General features: G+C 75.0%; 16 protein-coding genes. 8 read left to right on the top strand and 8 right to left on the bottom strand.

The window, feature by feature from the left end; translation table 11 throughout:
* The first annotated feature begins 1 nt into the window (after position 1).
* The 8 genes from NP064_RS03975 (at position 2) to NP064_RS03940 (ending at position 12,047) form a co-directional block, all read left to right on the top strand.
* Entirely contained in the window at positions 2-823 is an 822-nt protein-coding gene (locus NP064_RS03975) for an ABC transporter permease (protein WP_227567809.1), read from the top strand.
* Position 824: 1 nt separating this feature from the next.
* Positions 825-4,058 carry a discoidin domain-containing protein gene (locus NP064_RS03970; protein ID WP_227567810.1) on the top strand — a complete coding sequence of 1,078 codons (3,234 nt, stop codon included), beginning with the start codon at positions 825-827 and terminating at the stop codon, positions 4,056-4,058.
* 29 nt (positions 4,059-4,087) lie between these two features.
* Complete coding sequence (locus NP064_RS03965) at positions 4,088-5,002, top strand: glycosyltransferase family 2 protein (RefSeq protein WP_227567811.1); 915 nt, start codon at positions 4,088-4,090, stop codon at positions 5,000-5,002.
* Complete coding sequence (locus NP064_RS03960; protein ID WP_227567812.1) at positions 4,999-6,141, top strand: glycosyltransferase family 4 protein; 1,143 nt, start codon at positions 4,999-5,001, stop codon at positions 6,139-6,141. Before NP064_RS03965 ends, NP064_RS03960 begins: the two co-directional genes overlap by 4 nt.
* Positions 6,142-6,209: 68 nt before the next feature.
* Positions 6,210-8,426, top strand: a complete 2,217-nt coding sequence (locus NP064_RS03955; protein ID WP_227567813.1) for a glycosyltransferase — start codon at positions 6,210-6,212, stop codon at positions 8,424-8,426.
* Positions 8,423-9,814, top strand: coding sequence for an O-antigen ligase family protein (locus NP064_RS03950; RefSeq protein WP_227567814.1), 1,392 nt, complete (start codon positions 8,423-8,425; stop codon positions 9,812-9,814). The genes NP064_RS03955 and NP064_RS03950 overlap by 4 nt, the downstream gene beginning before the upstream one ends.
* Positions 9,811-10,833: a glycosyltransferase family 4 protein gene (locus NP064_RS03945; protein ID WP_227567815.1), complete on the top strand. Its 1,023-nt coding sequence runs from the start codon at positions 9,811-9,813 to the stop codon at positions 10,831-10,833. Before NP064_RS03950 ends, NP064_RS03945 begins: the two co-directional genes overlap by 4 nt.
* Positions 10,830-12,047, top strand: a complete 1,218-nt coding sequence (locus tag NP064_RS03940; RefSeq protein ID WP_227567816.1) for a glycosyltransferase — start codon at positions 10,830-10,832, stop codon at positions 12,045-12,047. Before NP064_RS03945 ends, NP064_RS03940 begins: the two co-directional genes overlap by 4 nt.
* On the opposite strand, the gene NP064_RS03935 is transcribed toward NP064_RS03940, so the two are convergent.
* From NP064_RS03935 to glmU, 8 genes are all read right to left on the bottom strand, one after another.
* Entirely contained in the window at positions 12,004-13,227 is a 1,224-nt protein-coding gene (locus NP064_RS03935; RefSeq protein WP_227567817.1) for a glycosyltransferase family 4 protein, read from the bottom strand. The genes NP064_RS03940 and NP064_RS03935 overlap by 44 nt on opposite strands.
* Positions 13,224-14,792, bottom strand: a complete 1,569-nt coding sequence (locus NP064_RS03930; RefSeq protein WP_227567818.1) for a tyrosine-protein kinase domain-containing protein — start codon at positions 14,790-14,792, stop codon at positions 13,224-13,226. The genes NP064_RS03935 and NP064_RS03930 overlap by 4 nt, the downstream gene beginning before the upstream one ends.
* 31 nt (positions 14,793-14,823) lie before the next feature.
* On the bottom strand, positions 14,824-15,951 hold the full coding sequence (locus NP064_RS03925; protein ID WP_227567819.1) for a glycosyltransferase: 1,128 nt from the start codon (positions 15,949-15,951) through the stop codon (positions 14,824-14,826).
* Complete coding sequence (locus tag NP064_RS03920; RefSeq protein ID WP_227567820.1) at positions 15,941-17,497, bottom strand: sugar transferase; 1,557 nt, start codon at positions 17,495-17,497, stop codon at positions 15,941-15,943. The genes NP064_RS03925 and NP064_RS03920 overlap by 11 nt, the downstream gene beginning before the upstream one ends.
* A 154-nt stretch (positions 17,498-17,651) precedes the next feature.
* Positions 17,652-18,269, bottom strand: a complete 618-nt coding sequence (gene pth / locus NP064_RS03915; protein WP_227567821.1) for an aminoacyl-tRNA hydrolase — start codon at positions 18,267-18,269, stop codon at positions 17,652-17,654.
* Between the two features lie 103 nt (positions 18,270-18,372).
* Positions 18,373-18,993, bottom strand: coding sequence for a 50S ribosomal protein L25/general stress protein Ctc (locus NP064_RS03910; RefSeq protein ID WP_227567822.1), 621 nt, complete (start codon positions 18,991-18,993; stop codon positions 18,373-18,375).
* 276 nt (positions 18,994-19,269) lie between these two features.
* Positions 19,270-20,253, bottom strand: a complete 984-nt coding sequence (locus NP064_RS03905; RefSeq protein WP_227567823.1) for a ribose-phosphate diphosphokinase — start codon at positions 20,251-20,253, stop codon at positions 19,270-19,272.
* Entirely contained in the window at positions 20,250-21,902 is a 1,653-nt protein-coding gene (gene glmU, locus NP064_RS03900) for a bifunctional UDP-N-acetylglucosamine diphosphorylase/glucosamine-1-phosphate N-acetyltransferase GlmU (RefSeq protein ID WP_227567824.1), read from the bottom strand. Before glmU ends, NP064_RS03905 begins: the two co-directional genes overlap by 4 nt.
* Positions 21,903-22,057: the final 155 nt, after the last annotated feature.

The following is a 22,057-nucleotide window of genomic DNA, read 5'->3' as shown; positions in this document are numbered from 1 at the left end:
CATGCCCCGCACGATCGTCATCAACCCGCCCGGGCGCCTGCCGCTGCCCAGCCGCCGCGAGCTGTGGGAGGCCCGCGAGGTGCTCTGGCGGTTCGGGGTGCGCGACCTCAAGCTGCGCTACCGGCAGACGGCCCTGGGAGTCGGGTGGGTGGTGCTGCAGCCGCTGCTCAGCGCGGGCATCTTCTCGATCGTGTTCGGCGGCATCGCCTCGCTGCCGAGCGACGGGGTCCCGTACTTCGTGTTCAGCTTCGCGGGGATGCTCTGCTGGACCCTGTTCAGCGGGATCATCAACCGGGCCTCGCCGTCGCTGGTGAGCAACCAGGCCCTGGTGTCCAAGGTGTTCTTCCCCCGCGTGCTGGTGCCGCTGTCCTCGGTGATCTCGGTGGCGGTGGACGTGGCGGTCGCGGGCGTGCTGATGGCGGGCATGCTGGCGGTGACGGGCATCTGGCCGGGCTGGCCGCTGCTGGCGCTGCCGTTCTGGCTCCTGCTGGTGGTGCTGCTCGCCTCGGGCGTCGGCCTGGCCGCGTCGGCGCTCATGGTCACCTACCGGGACATCCAGTACATCGTCCCGTTCGCCCTGCAGACCCTGCTGTACGCGAGCCCACTGGCCTACTCGCTGTCCGCCGTGGGGGACGACATCCGGTGGCTGTTCGACCTCAACCCCCTGACCTGGCTGCTCGAGGGCTTCCGCTGGTCGCTGCTGGGCCTGGCCCAGCCGGCGCCCTGGCAGATCGTGGCGGCGGTGGTGACCAGTGTCGGCGTGTTCATCGGCGGGATGCTCGTCTTCTCGAAGATGGAACGCGGCTTCGCGGACGTGATCTGACGTGACGGCGGCTCCCGAGCGGGAGGCGGGCCAGGACCGGGACCGACGGCGGCGCGCGTCGGCCGCGCTGGTGCTGGTCCTGGCCCTGGTGGGCGCGGGCGCCTGGCAGCTGCGTGGAGCCGCGCCCATCACCAGCCCGACGACGGTCGCGGCGCCCGGGCAGGAGGCCGCGCCGCTGTGCGGGGTCGCGGACGTGGGCCGCTACTCGGCGCTGGCCGGGACGCCCTCGACCGACGTGGTCGAGACCGTGGTCGACGACCTCGTGGGCGACGGCCCACCGCTGTCGGCCCTCGCCGCGGACGGCGACGAGCTGCTCGCCCTGGCCGGCGACGACGACGGCCTCGCCGTGACCCGGATCGGGCCGGGCGGCGAGGCGCGGGGCCGGTTCGCCGTGCCGACGCCGGATGGCGGGCGCACCCCGTGGACGTTCGCGCCGGTGGGCGACGGCGTCGTGATCACCCCGACCAGCCGCGCCGACCAGACCGCGGTGGTCGGGCACGGGCGGGACGGCGCGACCCTGTGGACGCTGGCCCTCGGGTCCCTGGGCCGTGGGCAGGTGTCCGCGGTCGTCGATTGGGCGGCGGGCGTCGACGGCGCGGCGGCCGCCGTGGCCTTCGCCGACTCCCCGCGGCTCGCGCTCGTCGGCGCCGACGGCACGCTCGTCGAGCCCGACGGGCCGGAGATCACCGGCGACGCGTTCTTCCCGCAGGTCGACGGCACCCTGGTGACCCGCGCCGACGACTCGGAGGACCGCGTGGTGCTGAGCCGCTGGTCGGCGCAGGGCGACCTGGTGCGGGAGTTCGCCGGTCCCGTGGAGGGCCGCGGCAACGGCGGCCCGGCGGAGCTCGAGCGGCCCACCGGGGTCGTGGTGGGCCCGCATGGCGGGCTGCTCGTGGCCGGCCCTCGGTACCGGGTCGTCGAGGTGGGCGACGACGGCGTGTGGCAGCGGGTGGCCCTGTCGGAGCAGGGCGAGGCGGCGGCCTTCGCCTTCGCCGAGCAGAGCCCCCTGGTCCGGTCCGGGGACGACTTCTACTTCCTGTCCCCGGGCGAGGACGGGGACGTCAGCCTGTCCCGGGTGGACGGGCCGGGCATGGACGCGCTGCTGGACTCGCCGGTCGTGCACGACCTCGGGCACGCGTCGAGCCTCGACCGGCTGGGCTTCGGCGCCGGGCTGGCCACCGACGCCCCCTACGACTACTTCGCGCCCGGCGAGCAGCCCGCGGTGAGCCTCGAGCTCGACCCGTGGTGGGGCTCGGTCGCGGCCGACTACGAGTTCCGCTACCGGGTGACCGGCGACCCGTGGGCTGACCCTCCCATCGAGGCCGTCTCCGGCTCGACGGCCCTGCCCGAGGGCGGGGGCAGCGTCGACCTGGACCTGCCGCCCGCCCGTCCGGGCCCCTACGACGTGCACGCCGAGCTGGTCGACACGGTCACCGGCGAGGTGCGCACCGCCACGTGCCTGCGGTACGCCGTGGGCGGGCCCGGCTCCACGTTCGACCCGGCAGGACTGGCCGAGGGCGCCGACTGGGGAGGCCCGCAGCCGTTGCGCGGAGTGCAGATCGCCGATCAGCTGGGCATCGGCTCGTACCGGCTGCAGCTCGCGTTCGGCGACCTGGTGCCGGATGTCTCCGCCACGCCGTCGGCGGCCGCCCTCGACCTGGCGCGTCTGCCGGGGGCGACCCGGGGCGACCCGTTCGCTGAGGTCGCGGCCGCGGCGGCCCTGGCAGCGGACCGCGACGTGCGGTTCTACGTGCAGGTCGGCCAGGGCGGGGACGCGGAGCAGCAGGCGGTGCGCGACGGGACCTGGGGCGCCTGGGCCGGCGCCCTCGCCGAGGCCTTCGCGGAGGGCGCCCCCGACGTGCGCCTGTGGGCTCCGTGGAACGAGCCCAACAACACGGGCTTCGGCGACGGCGGCGACTACGCCCGCGACGTGCTGGCGCCGTTCGCGCAGGGGGTCAAGGGGGCGGCGCCCACCGCCCGGGTGATTGGCGGCAACGCGCTCAACCTCGTGGTGCCCTGGTACCAGCAGCTCGTGGACGCGGGCGGCTGCGACTCGCTCGACATCGTCGGCATCCACCCGTACACCGGGTTCAACCGGTCCTGGGACGAGGAGGGCCAAGGCGGGCCGTTGGGCCAGGTCGCCGGGCTCCACGAGGTGCTCGAGGCCTGCCCCGCCGCACCGCCGGTGTGGAACACCGAGTCCGGCTGGTGGTCGGACGGCCCGGGCAACCACTGGGCGCAGGCGCACGACGTGGCCCGCACGCTGCTGTGGCAGCGGGCGCTGGGCGTCGACGAGTGGACCTACTTCTTCAGCGAGGGGGGCTGGGGCGAGGGCGGGTTCTCGTGGTCGCTGCTGCAGGTCGACGCGTTCGTCAAGCCGGGCGCCCTGGCGATGTCCACCGTCACCGGGCTCCTCGAGGACCGGCCGCCGCCCTCCGTGGTCGAGTCCGGCATCCCGCACACCCACGTCATGCGGATCGGCGAACGCCCCGGCGGGGACGACGTGCTGACGGCAGTGTGGACCGACGACCTGCGCACGACGGTGCAGGCCACCGCCTCCCAGGACGCGACCCTCACGCTCACCGACGTGTACGGCGCCGTGCGCGAGCAGGACGCGGCCGCCGGGCAGCCGGTCGAGCTGGCCGTCAGCGGATCGCCGGTCTTCGTCTCGGCCTCGGCGGCCGCCGAGGTCACGATCTCCGCTACCGAGCCCGGCGGGCCCGACCTGCTGCAAGGCGGCCGGGCCAGCGCGAGCTCGAGCGCCGACGACGCGGACCCCGCGGCGGTGCTCGAGCCGGGCGGCGGCGTGTCGCCGTGGCGCGCCGGGACCCGCGCCGCGGACGGCTCGCTCGACCTCAGCCCGTGGCTGCAGGTCGACCTGCCCTCCCCCGCCGTCATCGACCAGGTCACGGTGCAGAGCGCCGGGCTGCGCTGCTGCACCTCGAGCCTGCGGGACTACACGGTGAGCGTGCAGGGCGTCGACGGCGCGTGGACCGAGGTCGGCTCACGCCGGGGCCTGTTCTTCGAGCGCACGTCCGTGGTGCGCTTCGATCCCGTCGAGGCCCGGGCGGTGCGCGTCCAGGTGCCCACGACCACCGAGCGCGGGGTGCGCGTCCCCCGGCTCAACTACTCCGGGCAGACGGCTGGGCTGCACCCCGCCTGGTCGCCCGTGGTCCCCGAGACGAGCTGGACCGCGTCCGTCGTCTCCCTCTCGGCCCAAGGGCCCGCCTCGTGACCCTCGAACCCCGGCGACAGGACGGCGACATGGCAGCGACGAACGGGATCCGCGCGACGGTGGGCGTCCCGGTGTTCAACGGCGAGCGGTACCTGCCGCAGGCGCTCGCCTCGGTGTGCGCGCAGGACGAGGCGGACCTCGACATCGTGATCTCCGACAACGGGTCCACCGACGGCACCGAGGAGATCTGCCGCGAGGTGGCCCGGGCCGACCCGCGGGTGCGCTACCACCGGCACGAGGTCAACCGGGGCGGCGCGTGGAACTTCAACACCGTGCTGCGGCTCGCGCAGGGGCCGTACTTCACCTGGGCCGCCGCCGACGACATCCGCCGCCCGGGCTTCGTGCGGCGCTGCCTCGAGGTGTTCGCGGAGTCCGACCCCTCAACGGTGCTGGTGTACCCCCGCACGCAGATCATCGACGCCCGCGGCCAGGTCACCGAGGACCTCAACGACGCCGACCTGGCCTGCGACGAGCCGACGCCGCACGAGCGCATCGGGCACTTCCTGCGGGCGCAGGCCGCGCACATCTTCTACGGGCTGCACCGCACCGACGTGCTGCGCAGCACCCGGGGCATCCGGCGGACGGTCGGCAACGACATGGTGGTCCTCACCGAGCTGGCCTGTCGGGGACCGTTCGCGCTGGCGCCCGACCAGCTGTTCTGGCAGCGGCGGCACAGCGAGCAGTTCTCGGTGCGGCTCGCCGGGCAGGTCGCCTGGCACGCGCCCGGCGCCGACGTGCGGTTCGCGTTCCCGCACACCAAGGTCAGCTGGGAGCTGTGCACCGCGATCACGTCCTCGCCGATCCCGGCCGCCGAGAAGGCGCGCTGCCTGGCGACGGTCCCGGTGGCGTGGACCCTGCCCCGCTGGCGCGGGCCCGCCTCGGACGTGCGGAACGCGCTCGGCGTGCCGCCCCTCAGCGCCGTCCGGGCCCGGGGCGCGCGATGACGGCCAGGGTGGACGTGCACGTGCTGACGCCGGGCGACCACTTCTCCCCCCGCACCGGCTCGGCCATTCCCACCGTGGTGGACGGCCTGTGCCGGGCCGTCCAGCCGGGAGCCCCGCGCCCGCGCGCGGTCGTCGCGCGCGGCACCTACCCGGAGCGGTACTCGAGCGCAGAGGTGGTCGACTACGCGCCCGTCGGCCCGCGGCCCTGGGACAGGTATGCCGACCTGGCGCTGGCCCGGGCCGCCGGAGCGCGGCCCGGGGCGCGCCGCCTGCTGCGCCCGACCGTCGCCGAGCAGGCGGGCTGGCCCCCGTCGGTGGTGCTCGCGCACAACGCGCCCCAGCTGGTCCCGCTGGTGCGCGAGCCGCACCGCGCGGTGCTGTACGCGCACAACCTGCTGCTGCGCACGTACTCCCGTCGCGAGGCCGCCCGGGTGCTGGGCGGCGCCCGCGCCATCGTCTGCGTGAGCCGCGCGCTCGCCGAGCAGACCCGCGACCGGCTCCCCCCAGGACTGGCCGACCGCGTCCACGTGGTGCGCAACGGCGTCGACACGCGCCAGTTCCATCCGCGCGCGGACCCGGCGCGCGGCGAGCGGCTGCGCGTGGTGTTCGTGGGCCGGATGATCCGCGACAAGGGCGCCGACGTGCTGCTCGACGCTGCGGGGATGCTCCGTCGGCGGGACGTCGAGGTGACGTTGGTGGGCAGCCAGAACTTCGACGCCGGGGCGGCGCCGTCGGCGTACGAGCGCGAGCTGCGGGCCCGGGCGGCGGGGTTGGGCGACCGTGTCCGCCTGCTGCCGTTCATGCCGCGGGTCCAGGTCGCCGCGCTGTGCCGCGCGTCGGACGTGCTGGTGGTCCCGTCCCGGTGGGCCGAGCCGTTCGCGCTCACCGTCATGGAGGGCATGGCCAGCGGGGTGCCGGTGGTCGCGAGCCGCATCGGCGGCATCCCCGAGGTGATGGGTCCGGCGGGGCTGCAGGTGCGGCCCGGCGATCCGGCGGACCTGGCCGAGGCGATCGACGCGCTCGCGTCGGACGAGCCATGGCGGCTGCGGCTCGGGATCGAGGCGCGCGCCTGGGCCGAGGCGCACGACTGGTCCTGGGCACGCAGTCGCCTGGACACCGTCCTGACGGGGATCGACTGATGGCCCGGCGCCCGGTCAGGCCTGGCCGAGCCCTGCGATCGGCGTCCGATCTGGGGCATTATGTCCCGATGAGAGTCCTGCGGATCTCGCACAGCGCCGTGGTCGACGAGTGGCGGCACCGCGAGCGCGCGATCCGCTCCCACGGCCTGCGGGTCCACCTCCTCTCGGCGCGCCGCTGGGACGAGGGCGGCCAGGTCGTGCCGCTCGAGCCCCGCCCAGGGGAGGACGTGCGGGGCGTCCGGACCCTGGGCCGGCACCCGAACCTGTTCGTGTACGACCCGATCGCGCTGTGGCGCGCCCTCGGACACCGGTGGGACGTGGTGGACGTCCACGAGGAGCCGTACTCGCTGGCGACCGCCGAGGTGCTGGCGCTGCTCGCACTGCGCCGACGCCGCCCGCCAGTGGTGCTCTACTCCGCGCAGAACATCGCCAAGCGGTTCCCCCCGCCGTTCGGCTGGCTCGAGCGGCGCGCCCTGCGGCGGGCCGCTGCCGTGGCCGTGTGCAACACGCAGGCGGGCCGCATCGCCCGGTCCCGTGGGCTCCGAGGGCCGGCACGGCTGATCGGGCTCGGCGTGGATCTGGCCCGGTTCAGCCCGGCCGAGGACCCCGGGACGGGCCCCGGGGCCTCCGGACAGGACGAGTCGTCCGGGGCGACCAGCGCCGCCGGGCGCGAGCGGGGGGATCTCCGCGTCGGCTATGTCGGCCGGCTGGCGCCGCACAAGGGCGTCGACGTGCTGCTCGAGGCCGCGGCCCTGGACCCGGGAGTCCGGGTCGAGATCGCGGGGGCGGGCCCCTCCGAGCCGGCGCTGCGGCTCCGGGCGGCGCAGCCCGACCTCGCGGGGCGGGTGCGCTTCACCGGGCACCTCGCCCCAGAGGGCCTGTCCTCCCTCTACCGCAGGCTCGACGTGGTCGCAGTGCCGTCGCGGCCCACGCCCGGTTGGCTCGAGCAGTTCTGCCGGGTCGCCGTCGAGGCGATGGCCAGCGGGTGCGTCGTCGTCGCCTCGGACACCGGCGCCCTGCCCGACGTGCTCGACAGCGCCGGGATCCTGGTCCTGCCCGGTGACCCCGCGGCGCTGCGGGCGGCGCTGGACCGGGTCGCGTCCGACCCGGGCCTCGCGCGCTCGCTGCGGTCCCGTGGCCTGGCGAGGGCACAGGCGTTCTCGTGGGAGCGGGTGGGCGCCCACTACGTCGAGCTGTACGCCGAGATCACGGGCCGCGGCGGACCGGCCCGGCCCGACGGACCGACGCCCGCAGCCGCCGCGCCGGAGCATGACGTGACGGCCCGCGACGTGCCGACCAGCGACGCGGGCCTGCCGCCGGCGGGGGGCCCGCTGCCGCAGGTGGTCGTCGTCGCCTACGGCGCGCCGGACCTGCTCGCGCGCTGCCTGCGCGCCCTGCGAGGCCCGGCCGGGACCTGGGCCGAGGCGGAGGGCGCCCACGTCTGGGGCGGGCCGCCGCCCGACCTCGACCCGCACGACGTCGATCACCCGAGCCTGGGCCTGCCCGTCCTCGTGGTCGACAACTCGGGGGACCCGCAGGTCCGGGCCGTCACGGAGGCCGCGGGCGCCGAGTACCTCGACCCCGACGCCAACCTGGGCTTCGCCGGCGCCGTCAACCTGGCCCTCGCCCGCCGCCCGCGCGGCGCGGACGTGCTGCTGCTCAACCCGGACGCCGCGATCAGCGCCGCCGGGGTGCGCGAGCTGCAGCGCGCCCTGCACGGCGAGCCGGGCCTCGCCGCGGTCGCGCCCGCGCAGCACGACGACAGCGGAGCCCCGGCGCAGGTCGCGTGGCCGTTCCCGTCGCCCGCCCGGGTCTGGCTGCAGGCGATGGGCCTGGGACGGGTGGCGCAACGCGCGGACTTCGTCATCGGCTCGGTGCTGCTGCTCAACGGAGCCGCCCTCGACGACGTCGGCCCGTTCGACGACGACTTCTTCCTGTACAGCGAGGAGACCGACTGGCAGTTCCGCGCCCGCCAGGCGGGCTGGCGGGCCGCGCTGGTCCCGTCGGTCGTCGCCACCCACGTCGGCGGTGGCACCAGCACCGACCCGCTGCGCCGCGAGGCGCACTTCCACGCCTCCCAGGAGCGCTACCTGCGCAAGCACCACGGGCGACGGGGGTGGGCTGCGGCACGCGGCGCGGTGCTGGTCGGGGCGGCCGCCCGGAGCGCTGTGCTCCGCGGCGCCCGTGGCGAGGAGGCGCGTCGGCGCGGGGCGCTGTACCTGCGCGGCCCGCTGCGCGTCGAGGCGGCGATGCTCGCCGGGCGCTCCACGACGGTGGGATCGTGACGGCCACCGAGGCGCGGCCCGTCGGCGACGCCGCAATCGAGGCCGTCCGGCGCCACGACGCGAAGGCAGCCGGGCACGCCACCGGGAGCCGTCGGCGCCTGCGCCTCGCCGCGGTGGCGGGCATCGTGACGCTCGGGGTGGTGGTCAGCGCGGTCACAGCGGAGCGCCCGTGGCTCATCCTGCTCGTCGCGGCGCTGGTGCTGGCCGTGGGCCTGACCCTGCGCGAGCCCGCGGCCGTCCCGGTGGTGGCCGTGCCCGCGCTCATCGTCATCAACCGCGTCGGAGGCGAGGCGGGCGGGCTGTCCGTCTCCGACCTGGTGCTGTTCATCGCACTGTGGCCGGCGCTGCTCCTCGGCGCACGCCCGTTCAGCACCCCCCTGCGCTCGCTGCTGTGGGGATCGGCGGTATACCAAGCCCTGGTGCTCTTCACCGTGGTCGCCAACCCGTACGCGGCCAACGCCACGGAGTGGTTCCACTCCTGGCTGCTCGTCGCGGGGGCGCTGCTGGTCGGTTGGGCTGCCGGCGCGGCGGGGCACGGGCGGCTCGCGCTGGGGCTGTACGTCGCCGCCGCCGCCGTGGTGGCGGTGGTCACGTGCGCCACCTGGCTCCTCGCGGCGGCGGCGGGCCGGTTCGACCCGGTGTACCTGGACCAGCCGCTGATGATGCACAAGAACTACCTGGGCTGCGTCCTCGCCTTCGCGGCCCTGATCGTCTACGCGCGGCCGTCCTGGCTGCGGTGGAACGACGCCTGGTGCATGGCGCTGCTCGGGCTGTTCGTGGCGGCGGTCCTCGCCTCGCAGTCCCGGCAGGCGATGATCGGCCTCGCGCTGGCCGTCGCCGTCGTGTCGCTGCGCCCCGACCCTGCACGGCGCCGGTCGAAGGTGGTGCTGGTCGTGGTGCTGGCCGTCGCCGTCGTCGTGGTGGCGCTCGTGCGGGACCAGATCGACTCGGGCGACCAGCACAACTCCGCCAACCAGCGGCTCACGTGGTTCGGGCAGTCGCTCGCGATCTGGGAGCAGTACCCGGTGTTCGGCGCCGGGCTGCGCTGGTGGTACACCGACCGGTTCCCGGAGCGCTTCCAGCCGCCCAACGCCGAGTTCGAGGTGCTGTCCTCCGCCGGCGTCGTGGGGCTGGTGGGCTTCGGCATCCTGGTGCTGGTCAGCCTGGTGGTGCTGTGGCGCGTCGATCCCCGCTTCGGGACGCTCGCCTTCGCGATCGTGCTGATGCGGTTCACGCAGGGCCAGTTCGACCTGTTCTGGGTCGCCGCCCAGGTGTCCATCCCGTTCGCCGTCGCGGGGGTGTGCCTCGGCGCCCAGGCGCACGCCGGGGCTCACCCGCCCGGCCGGCACGCCCTCCCGATCGACGCCCGGCTCGAGGCCGCACGGTGAGGCCCGTGGTGGACGTGGCGCACGTGGTCTGCACCGCGGCGTTCGCCGGCGTGGAGCGCTACGTCGTCACCCTCGCCCAGGAGCAGGACGCCCGCGGCATGCGGGTGCACGTGCTGGGCGGGGCCCCCGAGCGGATGCGCGCCGAGCTGGCCGGCACCGGCGTCCGGTGGTCGCCCGCCCCCACGCCGTGGCACGCCGCGCGCGGGCTGGTGGCCCTGCGCGGCCTGCGGTTGGTGCACGCGCACATGACCGACGCGGAGTCGGCCGCCGTCGTCGCCGCCCGGGCGCCGGTGGTCGCCACCCGCCACTTCGCCGGCCGCCGCGGCTCGAGCGCTCCCGCGCGGCTGGTCGGCCAGTACGTGACCCGGCGCGTCGCCGGCCAGGTGGCGATCAGCCGATTCGTGGCACGGCGCATCGAAGGCCCGTCCACCGTGATCCACCCCGGTGTCCTCCCCCGGCATCAGCCAGCGGCCGCCCGAGAGCCGGTGGTGCTCGTGGCGCAGCGGTTGGAGGCGGAGAAGCGCACCGACCTCGCGCTTCGGATGTGGGCCGCCTCCGGGCTGGCGGACCGGGGATGGCGGCTGCAGGTCGCGGGCGGCGGAGCGCAAGCGGATGACGTGCGCCGGCTCGCGACGCGCCTGGGCATCGAGGGGTCGTGCGACCTCCTGGGCCCGCGCGCGGACGTCGACGAGCTCATGGCCCGGGCCGCGGTGTTCCTGGCGCCCCGGCCGGATGAGCCGTACGGCCTGTCCGTGGTGGAGGCGATGGCTCACGGCACGCCGGTCGTGGCAGCCGCGGGCGGCGGGCACGACGAGACCGTCGGGGCGAGCGAGCTCGCGGTGCTCGTCGACGTCGCGTCCCTCGAGGAGGCGGCGACGGCGCTCAGCACCCTCGCGCTGGACCCGCGGCTCCGTGACGAGTACGGGCGGGACCTGCGCCGGCTGCAACGCGAGCGGTTCACGGTCGAGGCACACGCCAACCGCCTGGAAGGCGTCTACCGCGCGGCGGTGCTCTCGTGAGCGCGGGCACCGACGCGCGGGGCGCGGGGGCGACGCCCGGGGGCCTGGACCTGGTGGTCGCGTCCCTCGAGCCGTGGGACGAGGTGTGGCGGCGCAACCAGCACCTGCTGGCCGGCCTGCTCCGCGCGAACCCCGGGCTGCGGGTGCTCCTGGTCGAGCCTCCCGCCGACCCGCTGCACGACCTGCGCCGCGGGGCGCCGGTGGGCCGTGGCCGGCGGCTGCGCGCGATCGGCCCGGACGAGGGCGGCGTGGAGGGCCGGCTGTGGGCGCTGCGCCCCACCAAGTGGCTCCCGCGCCGCGTCGACCCGTGGGGCGACGGACGCCGGGCCCGCACGGTGCGGGCCGCCGCGCGCCGGCTCGGGATGACGCACCCCGTGCTATGGGTCAACGACCCCGCCGCTGCGACGCTGCTGCGGGCGACGGCGTGGCCGGCGCTCTACGACGTGACCGACGACTGGCTGCTCGCCCCGCGGACCCCTCGCCAGGCGGCGATGGTCAAGGCCCACGAGGACGTGCTGCTCGAGCGGTGCGCCGAGGTCACGGTCTGCTCCCCGGGCTTGGCCGCCAGCAAGGGCGCCCGTCGGCCCGTGACGCTGATCACCAACGGGGTCGACGTGACGCGGTACCGCGCGCCCGTCGATCGGCCCCCGACGCTGCCTGACGGGCGGTGCGCGGTGTACGTCGGGACCGTCCACCCAGACCGGATGGACGTCGGCCTGTGCGTCGACCTGGCCCGGCGGATCACCCAGGAGGGGGTGGGCGCCCTGGTGGTGGTGGGCCCCGTGCTGCTTGACGCGCCCGACGTGGCGCGCCTCGAGGAGGCGGGGGCGCGGCTGCTCGGGCCCCGCCCGTCCGACCAGGTGCCCGGCTACCTGCAGCACGCCGACGTGCTCGTGGTGCCGCACCTCGTGGACGGCTTCACCGATTCCCTCGACCCGCTCAAGCTGTACGAGTACCTGGCCGTCGGGCGGCCCGTGGTGAGCACGCCGGTGGCCGGCTTCCGGGACCTGGGCCCGTCCTCGCGGGTGCGGGTGGTCGAGGGCTCCGGGTTCACGGCCGCCGTGGTCGAGGCGCTCCGCACAGCGACGGGGAGCCCCGGGCCTGAGCCGACCGCCGACCTGGATCCGGTGCCCACGTGGGACCAGCGGGTGCAGGAGATGGCGGAGGTGCTCAGCCGCGTCGCCGCGACGCGAGCAGCTCCCACACGCGTGTGACGTCCTCGGCCGTCCGGTCGATCCCGAGGCGCCCGCGGACGCCCTCCCATGCGGCGCGTGCGCGCGCCCGGGCGGCGGCCGGGTCGCCCAGCACCTCGGCGACGGCCCGTGTCAGGCCCGCCACGTCCCGCGGCTCCACGAGCGCGCACCACGGCGACCCGTCGACCCCGGAGGCGATCTCCTCGACCCCTCCCCCGCGTGTCGCCACCACCGGGACCCCGCGGGCCATCGCCTCGGCGATGACCTGCCCGAACGGCTCCGGGACCGGCGAGGCGTGCACCAGCACGCTGAGGCGGTCCATCTCCCGGACCGGGTCGTCGACCCAGCCGGTCAGCTCGAGCCGGTCGCCGAGCGCCAGCCGGTCCGCGAGCCCGCGCACCTCGGCCTCGTAGGCCTGCTCCGCGAACAGCGCGGCGCCGACCACGCGGAACCGGGCGGTCGGGTGGTCGGCGGCAAGCCCTGCGCACGCCTCGATGAACTCGAGCTGGCCCTTGGTGGGGCTGACCCGGCCCACCAGCCCCACGACGGCGGGACGCGGCTCCTCGCGCGCGTCCGGGTCGGCAACGAGCTGCTCTGGCGCCAGCCCCGGGTGCGCCAGCGTCCACCCGCGCGGCAGGGGCAGCAGGGTCGCGGCGGTAGCCCGCGAGTTCACCACGACGTGCTGCGGCCCGCGGCGCGCGAGCCACCGGAACCAGCTGGCCAGCCGCGCCGGCAGGTAGTCGTCGCTGATCCGGTCGTGCACGTGCCACACCAGCGGGACCCGCGCGAGGCGCGCTGCGGGCAGGGCGAGCAGGTCCGCCTTGAGCGAGGTGGCGTGCACGACATCGGGCCGCAGCGCCCGCAGCCGCCAGGCCAGGCGGAGGACGAAGGGCAGGGTGCGCGCTGCCGACACGGCGGCCCGCCACACCGAGCGCCCGGCGCTGCCGCGGTCTGTGCCCGCCAGCGCGGGGGCCAGCGGGAGCACCCGCACCGGCACGCCTGCCCGTTCCAGGCGCGTCCTCAGCGGTCCGTCGGCGAACAGCACGACGACGACCTGTACCCGCGCCGGGTCGAGCGCCGCGCACAGCCGCGCCAGCGCGAGCTCCGCCCCGCCGAGCTGGCCGGTGTGGTCCAGCACCACGACCCGCACTGGCCGCGTGTGCCGTCCGCCCGGCTCCCGTCCCGCGTGCGCACCGCTCATGGGGTGTCCAGCAGCACCGCGTCCCGCTCGCGCGCACGACCCGGCCGCACGTCCTCCGGCAGCTGGTCGCCGGTGAACTGGTAGGTCACGGTGTAGTCCGAGCGGCGGACCCCGGCGCCGCCCTCGAGCACGATGCCCAGCAGGCGCGCGTTCGCGGCCCGCAACCTGTCCGCGGACTCCTCGAGCGCCGTGACCTCGGTGTGCCCCAGCGTCGCGGCGAGCACCACGCCGTCCGCGTAGGCGCCGATGATCGTGGCGTCGGCCGCGACCAGCATCGGCGGGGCGTCGATGATCACCACGTCCACGCTCTCGCGCAGCCGCTCCACGAGGTCGCGCACGGTGTCGCTGGCGAGGTAGTCGGCGGGGTCCAGCTCGGTGCGGAGCGCCGGCAGCACGCGCAGGTGCGGGATGCGGGTGCGCAGCGGCGTCCGCTCGCCCAGGTCGAGATCGAGCCCGTCGTGCCAACCCGGATCGCCCTGCGCCGCGGGCAGCAACGCGTTCAACCGGGGCTGGCGCAGATCCCCCGAGAGCGCCACGACGCTGCGTCCACTGAGCGCCCAGGAGGCTGCCAGGTTCGCCGCGATGAAGCTGCGCGGGACCTCCAGGTCGGCGGCGGTCACGACGACCACCATGCCGGGGCTGCCCTCGACCGCGGCCTGCACCGCGGTGCGGAGCTCGCGGACGGACTGCGTGTACGGCGTCGCCTCGCGCAGCGCCACCGGCAGCTCCCCGCTGCCCGCGTGCGTCCGGTGCGCTGACGTGGCGCCGGCGAGGCGCGCGAGGACGGGCGCCCCGGAGGCGCGTCGCGCGCCGCCCGCCGAGCGCACCTTGGTGTCGAGGGTCCGCCGCGCGACGGCGAGGCCCACGCCGAGGAGCAGCCCGGCGAGCAGCGCGATCGTGTAGACCAAGGAGGGTGGCGGGCTGGCGAGCTGAGCCGCGACCGCGTTCTGTCGGATCGTGGCGGGCGTCGCGATGAGCTGGGCCTGCGAGACCTGCGCGGAGAGCGTCTGGTACTGCTCCATGCTCGCCGCGTACTGCGCCTCGAGCAGGCCGTCGGCGGTGTTGGCCAAACGGGTGGCGTTGACCGCCCCCTGCCGCTGGGCGATCGACTCGCCCAGCGCGGCGAGCCGCTCCTGCATGGACGCCACACCGTTGTCGTACTGGGCCTGCAGCGCCGCGACGTACGCCTGGGCGACGGCGTTCGCGGTCTCGACGGCGTCACCCGGCGCGCTGTTCGACGCCTCGACGGCCACCCGGTCGGCGACATCCAAGAGGTACCCGCCGCTGACCTCTCCCGCGATCTGGTCGGGGCGGACGCCGCCCCCCAGCTCCTGGGCCGCCTCCAGCGTGACCGCGGGGCTCGCCACGAGGCTGGGGTCGCTGTCCAACCGCACCCCCGCAGCGGTCAGTGTGTCGGCGTCGACGAGCTGCACGGTCGCGGTGGCGACGTGCACGGGCACCTGGCGGTCGACGTGCCACCACGCCCCGAGGAGCGCAGCGCCCACCGCGACCAGCACGAGCCACCGGCTGAACCAGATGGTGCGGAACAACTCCTGCAGTGTCATGGAGAACCTTCCTGGGGTGACGGGGGCGCGCTCATAGCTGGGACAGCTCCTCCTCGACCACGGCCTGCAGCCGGGCCACGAACCGTGGGAGGGCGAACGCCTGGGCGTGGTCCCGCAGCTCGCCCTCGCGCCAGGCGCGGCGGAGCGCGCGCTCGATGGCAACGGCGACCTGCTCGGGCTCGGGCGCGTCGAAGAACTCGCCGGTGACGTGCTCGACCACGGTGTCGAGGTACCCGCCGTCGCGCAGCACCACCGCGGGCCGCCCGAAGGCCGCGCCCTCGAGCGGGGACAGGCCGTAGTCCTCGTAGGACGCGGCCACGACCGCCGCGCAGCTCGCGTAGAGCCAGCGCAACTCGTCGTCGGGCACCCGGCCGAGCATCGTCGCGCCGGGCGTCGTCTGTGCGATCCGGTCCAGGCGAGGCCGGTCTGGCCCGTCGCCCACGACCACGATCCGGACGCCGTCGAGCAGCCGCGCGGCCCGCAGCACCACGTCGACGTTCTTGTAGGGCAGCAGGCGGGCGACGCACAACACGAACCCGGGCTCGATCCCGAGGATCGGCCTGGTGGCCCCGCCGGGCAGCAGGGCGGGCGGCGGCGGGAGCACCTCGGCCTCGATGCCGTAGGCCTCCCGGACCGCGCGCGCCGTGACCGTGGAGTTCGCCAGGTACCGGTCGGCGCTGAGCGCCGCGCGACGGTCCCATGCGCGCAGCGAGGGGCCGAGCGCGTCGAGAGACCGTGCGGCGACCCACCGGCGCGCCCCCGTCCCGGCGTCCGCCGCGCCCAGGTACCGCTCGGACTGGTAGAGCCAGCGCGCCGGGGCGTGGCAGTAGACGACCTTGCGCCCGGTCGAGCGGAACCCGTGGGCCCAGCCGGTCGAGCTGGCGAGCAGCACCGCCGCGTCGATCGGCGGCGTGGTGGAGACAGCCCCCGCGAGGAGCGGCAGCGCGAGCCGGTGGTTGCGCCGGAGCACCGGGAACCGGTCGAGCACCGTGGTCCGCAGGTCCATGGCGCCGAACTCCGGGAAGGTGCGCTCGGGGTCGTACAGCGAGGTGTGGAGGGACGCCCCGGGGAAACCGTGCGCCATCGCCAGAGCGACCCGTTCGGCGCCGCCGCGCTGCGTCGCGTAGTCGTGGGCGAGCGCCACCCGGTCAGCGCCCACCGCGCCCGCTCACCACGACGTTGACGGTCTTCCACAGGATCATCAGGTCGAGGGCGATCGACCAGTTCTCGACGTAGCGCAGGTCGAGCTTGACCGCCTCCTTCCACGGGAGGTCCGCGCGACCGCTGATCTGCCACAGGCCGGTGAGCCCTGGCTTGACCAGCAGCCGCCGGCCCACCGCGTCGCCGTACTGGGCCACCTCGTGCGCCAGGGGCGGCCGCGGGCCCACCAGGGCCATCTCCCCGCGCAGCACGTTGATCAGCTGCGGAAACTCGTCGATCGAGTGCTTGCGCAGGAACCGGCCCACCCGGGTCACCCGGGGGTCGTCGTCGAGCTTGAACAGCGGGCCGTCCGCCTGGTTGTGGTCGTGCAGACCAGCCTGCTGGGCCTCTGCGCCCACCACCATGCTGCGGAACTTGAGCATCTTGAACTCGCTGCCCTCCTTGCCCACCCGGGTCTGCCGGAACAGCGCCGGCCCCGGGCTGGTGAGCCGCACGACGGCGGCCACCGCCAGTAGCAGCGGCGCGAGCAGGACGAGGGCGACGACTGCGCCGCCCAGGTCGAACAGCCGCTTGAGGGCCACGCGCGGGCCGCGGGACTCCGCGGGGCGCACGTGGATCAGCGAGAGGCCGGCGGTGGGCTCCAGCATCACCCGGGGCCCAAACACCTCGACGAGGCCCGGCGCCACCACCAGGGACGCCCCGGTCTGCTCGAGGGCCCACGACAGCCGGCGCAGCGCCTGGCCGGTGAGGTCGGATCCCGCCACGATCACCACGTCGAAGTCGCCGTCGACCACGACCTGCGGGATGTCGGACAGCGACCCGAGCACCGGGACGCCGACCTCGGGCCCGGGCTCCGCGAGGGCGGGGACGCACACGCCCGCGATCTGGTAGCCGTGCTGGGGCGCCGCGCGCAGGTCCGCGACCACCCGGTCGATCGCGGCGGAGTCGCCCACCACGAGGGTCCGCCGCATGGCCTCGCCGTCGCGCCGTCGCCGGTGCAGCCCGCGCCGGTTGAGGTGCCGTGCGACGGCCAGCGCCCCCATCATCAGCGGGAGCGCGCCGAACACGACGGTGCGCGGGACGTCGGCGTCGAACCCGACCGCGAACAGCGCGAGCGTCGCCGAGGTCAGCACGCCGCCGCGCAGCACCGCCTGGAACTCGAGCGGACCGTCGCCCAGGTTGGCCCGTTCGTAGCCCCGCTCGACGCCGACCATGACGACGAACACCAGGCCGATCGCCGCCCCCCAGCCCAACTGCAGCAGCGTGAAGCCGTGCATGACGAACAGCAGCACGGTGGGGATCACGGTGCACAGCAGCACGTCGCGGGCAACGGTGGACCACTGGTAGGTGGTCTGCTGCTCACGCCACTCGAGCCCGTGGCGTCCTCCCCGGCCCGGCTCGCCCCGGGTCCCCGGGCCGCGACGGACGAACGGCTGGCTTGATGCCCAGGAGAGTCGTGGCCCGGCGGCGACCCGGCGTCGTTCCTCAGACGCGATCTCTACGGCGCGTGCGGGTGGCACGTCCCGGTCGTCGATCAGGCTCATGCGTGGCCCCCCGGCTCCTGGTGTGCCTTGAGGGTATATGCCCCGATTCGATCGCGTAACACCCCATTGCCCGAATTCACCCGAATCCGCGTGCGCGTCACCCGGCGGGCGTCGCGCCGCCAGGAGTGCGAGGCTCAGGGGAGCGTCGACCCCGCTACGCGCGGGTGTGGTACTTGAGCTGTGCCCGCTCGAGCCCCTCCGTCACGACCAGCTCGACGGCGTCGGCCGCGGCGTCGACCAGCCAGGGCAGGTCTTTGCGCTCCGGCCCCGTGAAGTCCCGCAGCACGTAGTCCGCGGGGTCCATCCGCCCCGGTGGTCGGCCGACGCCCACGCGCACCCGCACGTAGTCCTTGGTGCCGAGCGCCTTGGTCGTGTCACGCAGGCCGTTGTGGCCGCCCTCCCCGCCGCCGATCTTCAGCTTGATCTCGGCGAACGGGATGTCGAGCTCGTCGTGGACCATGACCACCCGCTCGGCTGGCACGCCGTAGTACTGGGCCAGGGAGGCGACCGGGCCGCCGGAGACGTTCATGAACGTCGTGGGCTTCGCCAGCACCACGCGCGGTCCGGGGGCGCCGCCGGGCAGCACGCCGAGCCGGGACTCGGCCACCGCCGCCTGCGGGCGACGCGAGAGCAGTCCGCCACGGGAGCCGAAGGTGGCCCCGGTGCGCCGGGCCAGCTCGTCGAGCACCATCTGCCCCACGTTGTGCCTGTTGCACGCGTACTGCGGGCCCGGGTTGCCGAGCCCCACGATGAGCCAGGGTCCCTCCGACATGCGCTTCCTCTCGTTCTGGGCGTGGACACGACGACGCCCGGCACCGTCGAACGGTACCGGGCGTCGCTGCGCCTGCTGGCCGACGAGCGGCCGGCGGGAGGTGTCAGGCCTTCTCAGCCGCGGACTCCGCCGACTGCGCGGCGGACATCTCGGCGACGGCGGCGTCGTTCGCGATGTCGGCCGCGGAGACGTGCGGCGACGTGACGGAGATGATCGCGGCGTCGGGGTCCGTGACGAGCACGGCGCCCTCGGGCAGCTTCACGTCGCGGGCGAAGATGATCTGGCCGGCCGGCACGCCGGTCACGTCCACCTCGATCTCCTCGGGCAGGTTCGTGGCCTCGGCCTCGAGCGCCAGGGTCTGCAGGTCGAAGACGTGGATCGTGCCGGGCACGGGCTCGCCCACGACGACGACGTGGACCTCGACGGAGACCTTCTCGCCCTTCTTCACGATGAGCAGGTCGACGTGCTCGATGATGTTGCGGACCGGCTCGCGCTGCACGTCCTTGGCGATCGCGAGGGTCTTCTCACCGTCGAGCTCGATCGCGAAGAGCGCGTTGGCGTGCTTCAGCGCGAGCATCGTCTCGTGGCCCGGGAGGGTCACGTGCAGCGGGTCGGTGCCGTGCCCGTACAGGACGGCGGGGATCTGGTTCGCGCGGCGCAGGCGGCGCGCCGCCCCCTTGCCGAACTCGGAACGGGCGGTGGCGACGAGCTTGACCTCGGACACGATGACTCCCAGAAAACAGACGAATGAATGGGGACGAAGCTGTGTGGTGGCCTCGACGCGGGGCGCAGGACGGGCACGCGGAGGCGGCAACCGCCCAGTCGATCACGGACCCGGAGGCCGGTCTCTGCGACTCCCGTGCAGTGCGTGAGCACTCACGGGCGACTCGCGGAACCTGGCCTTCGGCGTCCCTCGCCGGGGCAACCTGATGATCCTACCCGGCCTGGGGGCTTCCTCCCAAGCCGGGCGGCGCCGCACGAGGCGGCGCCGTGGCCCGGACTAGGCCTGGCCGTCGAACAACGACGTGACGGAGCCGTCGTCGAAGACCTCGCGGATGGCGCGCGCCAGGAGCGGCGCGATGGACAGGACCGTCAGGTTCTCGAACCGGCGGTCCTCGGGGATCGGGAGGGTGTCCGTGACGATCACCTCACGGGCGCCGCACTGCTGCAGGCGGTCGACGGCGGGGTCGGAGAGCACCCCGTGGGTCGCGGCGATGATGACGTCCTTCGCCCCGGCCTCGAGCAGCACCCGCACGGCGCCGGCGATGGTGCCGCCGGTGTCGATCAGGTCGTCGACGAGCACACAGCTGCGCCCCTCGACGTCACCGACCACGCGGTTCGCGACGGTCCGGTTCGGGCGCGAGATGTCGCGGGTCTTGTGCACGAACGCGAGCGGCCCGCCGCCGAGCTTGGCCGCCCACTGCTCGGCGACCCGGATGCGGCCGGCGTCCGGGGAGACGACGGTCACGTTGGAGGTGTCGACCCGCGTCCGCACGTACTCGGTGAGGATCGGCATGGCCCACAGGTGGTCGACGGGGCCGTCGAAGAAGCCCTGGATCTGCGCGGCGTGCAGGTCCACGCTCATCAGCCGGTCGGCGCCGGCCGTCTTGAACAGGTCGGCCATGAGGCGGGCCGAGATGGGCTCGCGGCCACGGTGCTTCTTGTCCTGGCGGGCGTACCCGTAGAACGGCGCGACCACGGTGATCGTCTTGGCCGACGCGCGCTTGAGGGCGTCGACCATGAGCAGCTGCTCCATGATCCACTGGTTGATCGGAGCCGCGTGGCTCTGCAGGACGAACGCGTCCGAGCCACGGATCGACTCGCCGAAGCGGACGTAGATCTCGCCGTTCGCGAAGTCGTACGCGGTCGTGGGGACGAGCTCGCTTCCCAGCGCCTCGGCGACGGAGGCGGCGAGGTCGGTGTGGGCTCGACCAGAGATGAGGACGAGCCTCCGTTCACCGTCGGGGGAGACGATCCCGGTCATCGTGCGGAGTCCTTCGTGTTCGATGGTGCGTCAGGCAGCTCAGCCGGTTGGTCGGGCAGCGTGGGGGGCGGTGTGGGCACAGGCCCGGTCGAGGCGTTCTGGGCACGGTCGCGCTCGGCCCGCGCCTGCGGGGAGAGCTCGTCAGGCTGGCCGCCGAGCGCGCGCTCCGCCGCGGCGGCGGCGGGCGTGCCGGCACGGGCACGCAGCACCCACCCCTCGATGTTGCGCTGGGCGCCGCTGCTCACCCCCAGCGCGCCGGGCGGCACGTCGCGGCGGATGACGCTGCCCGCGCCGGTGTAGGCGCCGTCGCCGATGGTGACGGGCGCCACGAACATGTTGTCTGAGCCGGTGCGGGCGTACGAGCCGATGGTCGTGTGGTGCTTGTTCACGCCGTCGTAGTTGACGAACACCGACGCGGCGCCGATGTTCGTCTCCTCGCCGATCGTGGCGTCGCCCACGTAGGACAGGTGGGGCACCTTCGAGCCGGCGCCGATCTGCGCGTTCTTGGTCTCGACGAACGTGCCGATCTTGCCGTTGGCTCCCAGGACGGTGCCGGGCCGCAGGTAGGCGAACGGGCCCACCGTGGCGCCCGCGCCGATCACCGCGAGCGAGCCGTGCGTGCGCACTACCGTGGCGCCCTCGGCCACCTCGACATCCGTCAGCGTGGTGTCGGGGCCCACCGTGGCGCCCTCCCCCACCGATGTGGCGCCGTGCAGCTGGGTGCCGGGCAGCAGGGTGACGTCCCGGGCCAGGTCCACGTCCACGTCGACCCAGGTGGTGGCCGGGTCGACGACGGTGACCCCGGAGCGCATCCAGTCGTCCAGGATGCGGCGGTTGAGCTCGGCCCGCAGCGACGCGAGCTGGACGCGGTCGTTGACGCCCTCGACGAGCAGCGGGTCGTCGGTGCGCAGCGCGCGCACCCGGCCGCCGTCCTCGCGGGCGATGGCCAGCACGTCGGTCAGGTAGACCTCGCCCTGCGCGTTGTCGCGGCCGAGCCGGCCGAGCGCCCCACGCAGCACCCCGGAGTCGAAGACGTACACCGAGGAGTTGATCTCGCGGATGGCGCGCTGCTCGGCGTCGGCGTCCTTCTCCTCGACGATGCCCGTGACGTCGCCGGTCGAGGCGTCGCGCAGCACGCGGCCGTAGCCGGTGGGCTCGTCGACCTCGGTGGTGAGCACCGTCACAGCGTTGTCGTCCGCCGTGTGGGCGGCGAGGAGCTCGGCGAGGGTGGCGCCGTCGAGCAGCGGGATGTCGCCGGCGAGGACCACGATCGGCCCCTCGACGCGCACTCCGCCGGCGACCCCGCCGGTCTCCGGCAGCCCCTCGGCGGAACGCGCGGCGTCGGCCTGGGCCGCGGCGTCGAGCACGGACAGGGCGCACTGGACCGCGCGGCCGGTGCCCGGGACGTCGTCCTGGTCGGCGAGCAGCACCTGCGGGTCGATCTGGCGGGCGTGAGCCGCGACGAGATCGCGCTCGTGGCGGACGACGACCGCGACGCGGCCAGGGTCGAGCTCTCGAGCGGCGGTCAGGGCGTGGCCGAGCATGCTGCGGCCAGCCAGAGCGTGCAAAACCTTGGGTGTCGCCGAACGCATCCGTGTGCCCTCGCCGGCGGCGAGGACGATGACGGCTGCTGGGCGGGGGGTGGTCACCTGTGGGTGCTCCCGTCGGATCTGCCCGAGAGCTGTCGGGCGGCGGATCTTGCGCAGCAGCACTCTACCGCCGCGAGGACAGAGGCTCGTCCAGCCACCGGACCGGTGGCGTGAGACTCCCGCCACGGCCAGGCGTGATCGGCGTCCGGGCGCCG

Source organism: Cellulomonas chengniuliangii (assembly GCF_024508335.1).
GTDB classification, from domain to species: Bacteria; Actinomycetota; Actinomycetes; order Actinomycetales; family Cellulomonadaceae; genus Cellulomonas_A; species Cellulomonas_A chengniuliangii.
Note: the sequence above shows the minus strand (reverse complement) of the source record. Positions and strands in the feature narration are given on the sequence as shown.

What these genes read in the sequence shown, in the direction of transcription:
- NP064_RS03975 (WP_227567809.1), top strand. Translation starts at nt 2, where the DNA reads ATGCCCCGCACGATCGTCATCAACCCGCCCGGGCGCCTGCCGCTGCCC.
- NP064_RS03965 (WP_227567811.1), top strand. Translation starts at nt 4,088, where the DNA reads ATGGCAGCGACGAACGGGATCCGCGCGACGGTGGGCGTCCCGGTGTTC.
- NP064_RS03960 (WP_227567812.1), top strand. Translation starts at nt 4,999, where the DNA reads ATGACGGCCAGGGTGGACGTGCACGTGCTGACGCCGGGCGACCACTTC.
- NP064_RS03955 (WP_227567813.1), top strand. Translation starts at nt 6,210, where the DNA reads ATGAGAGTCCTGCGGATCTCGCACAGCGCCGTGGTCGACGAGTGGCGG.
- NP064_RS03935 (WP_227567817.1), bottom strand. Translation starts at nt 13,227, where the DNA reads ATGAGCGGTGCGCACGCGGGACGGGAGCCGGGCGGACGGCACACGCGG.
- NP064_RS03930 (WP_227567818.1), bottom strand. Translation starts at nt 14,792, where the DNA reads ATGACACTGCAGGAGTTGTTCCGCACCATCTGGTTCAGCCGGTGGCTC.
- NP064_RS03920 (WP_227567820.1), bottom strand. Translation starts at nt 17,497, where the DNA reads ATGAGCCTGATCGACGACCGGGACGTGCCACCCGCACGCGCCGTAGAG.
- pth (WP_227567821.1), bottom strand. Translation starts at nt 18,269, where the DNA reads ATGTCGGAGGGACCCTGGCTCATCGTGGGGCTCGGCAACCCGGGCCCG.
- NP064_RS03905 (WP_227567823.1), bottom strand. Translation starts at nt 20,253, where the DNA reads ATGACCGGGATCGTCTCCCCCGACGGTGAACGGAGGCTCGTCCTCATC.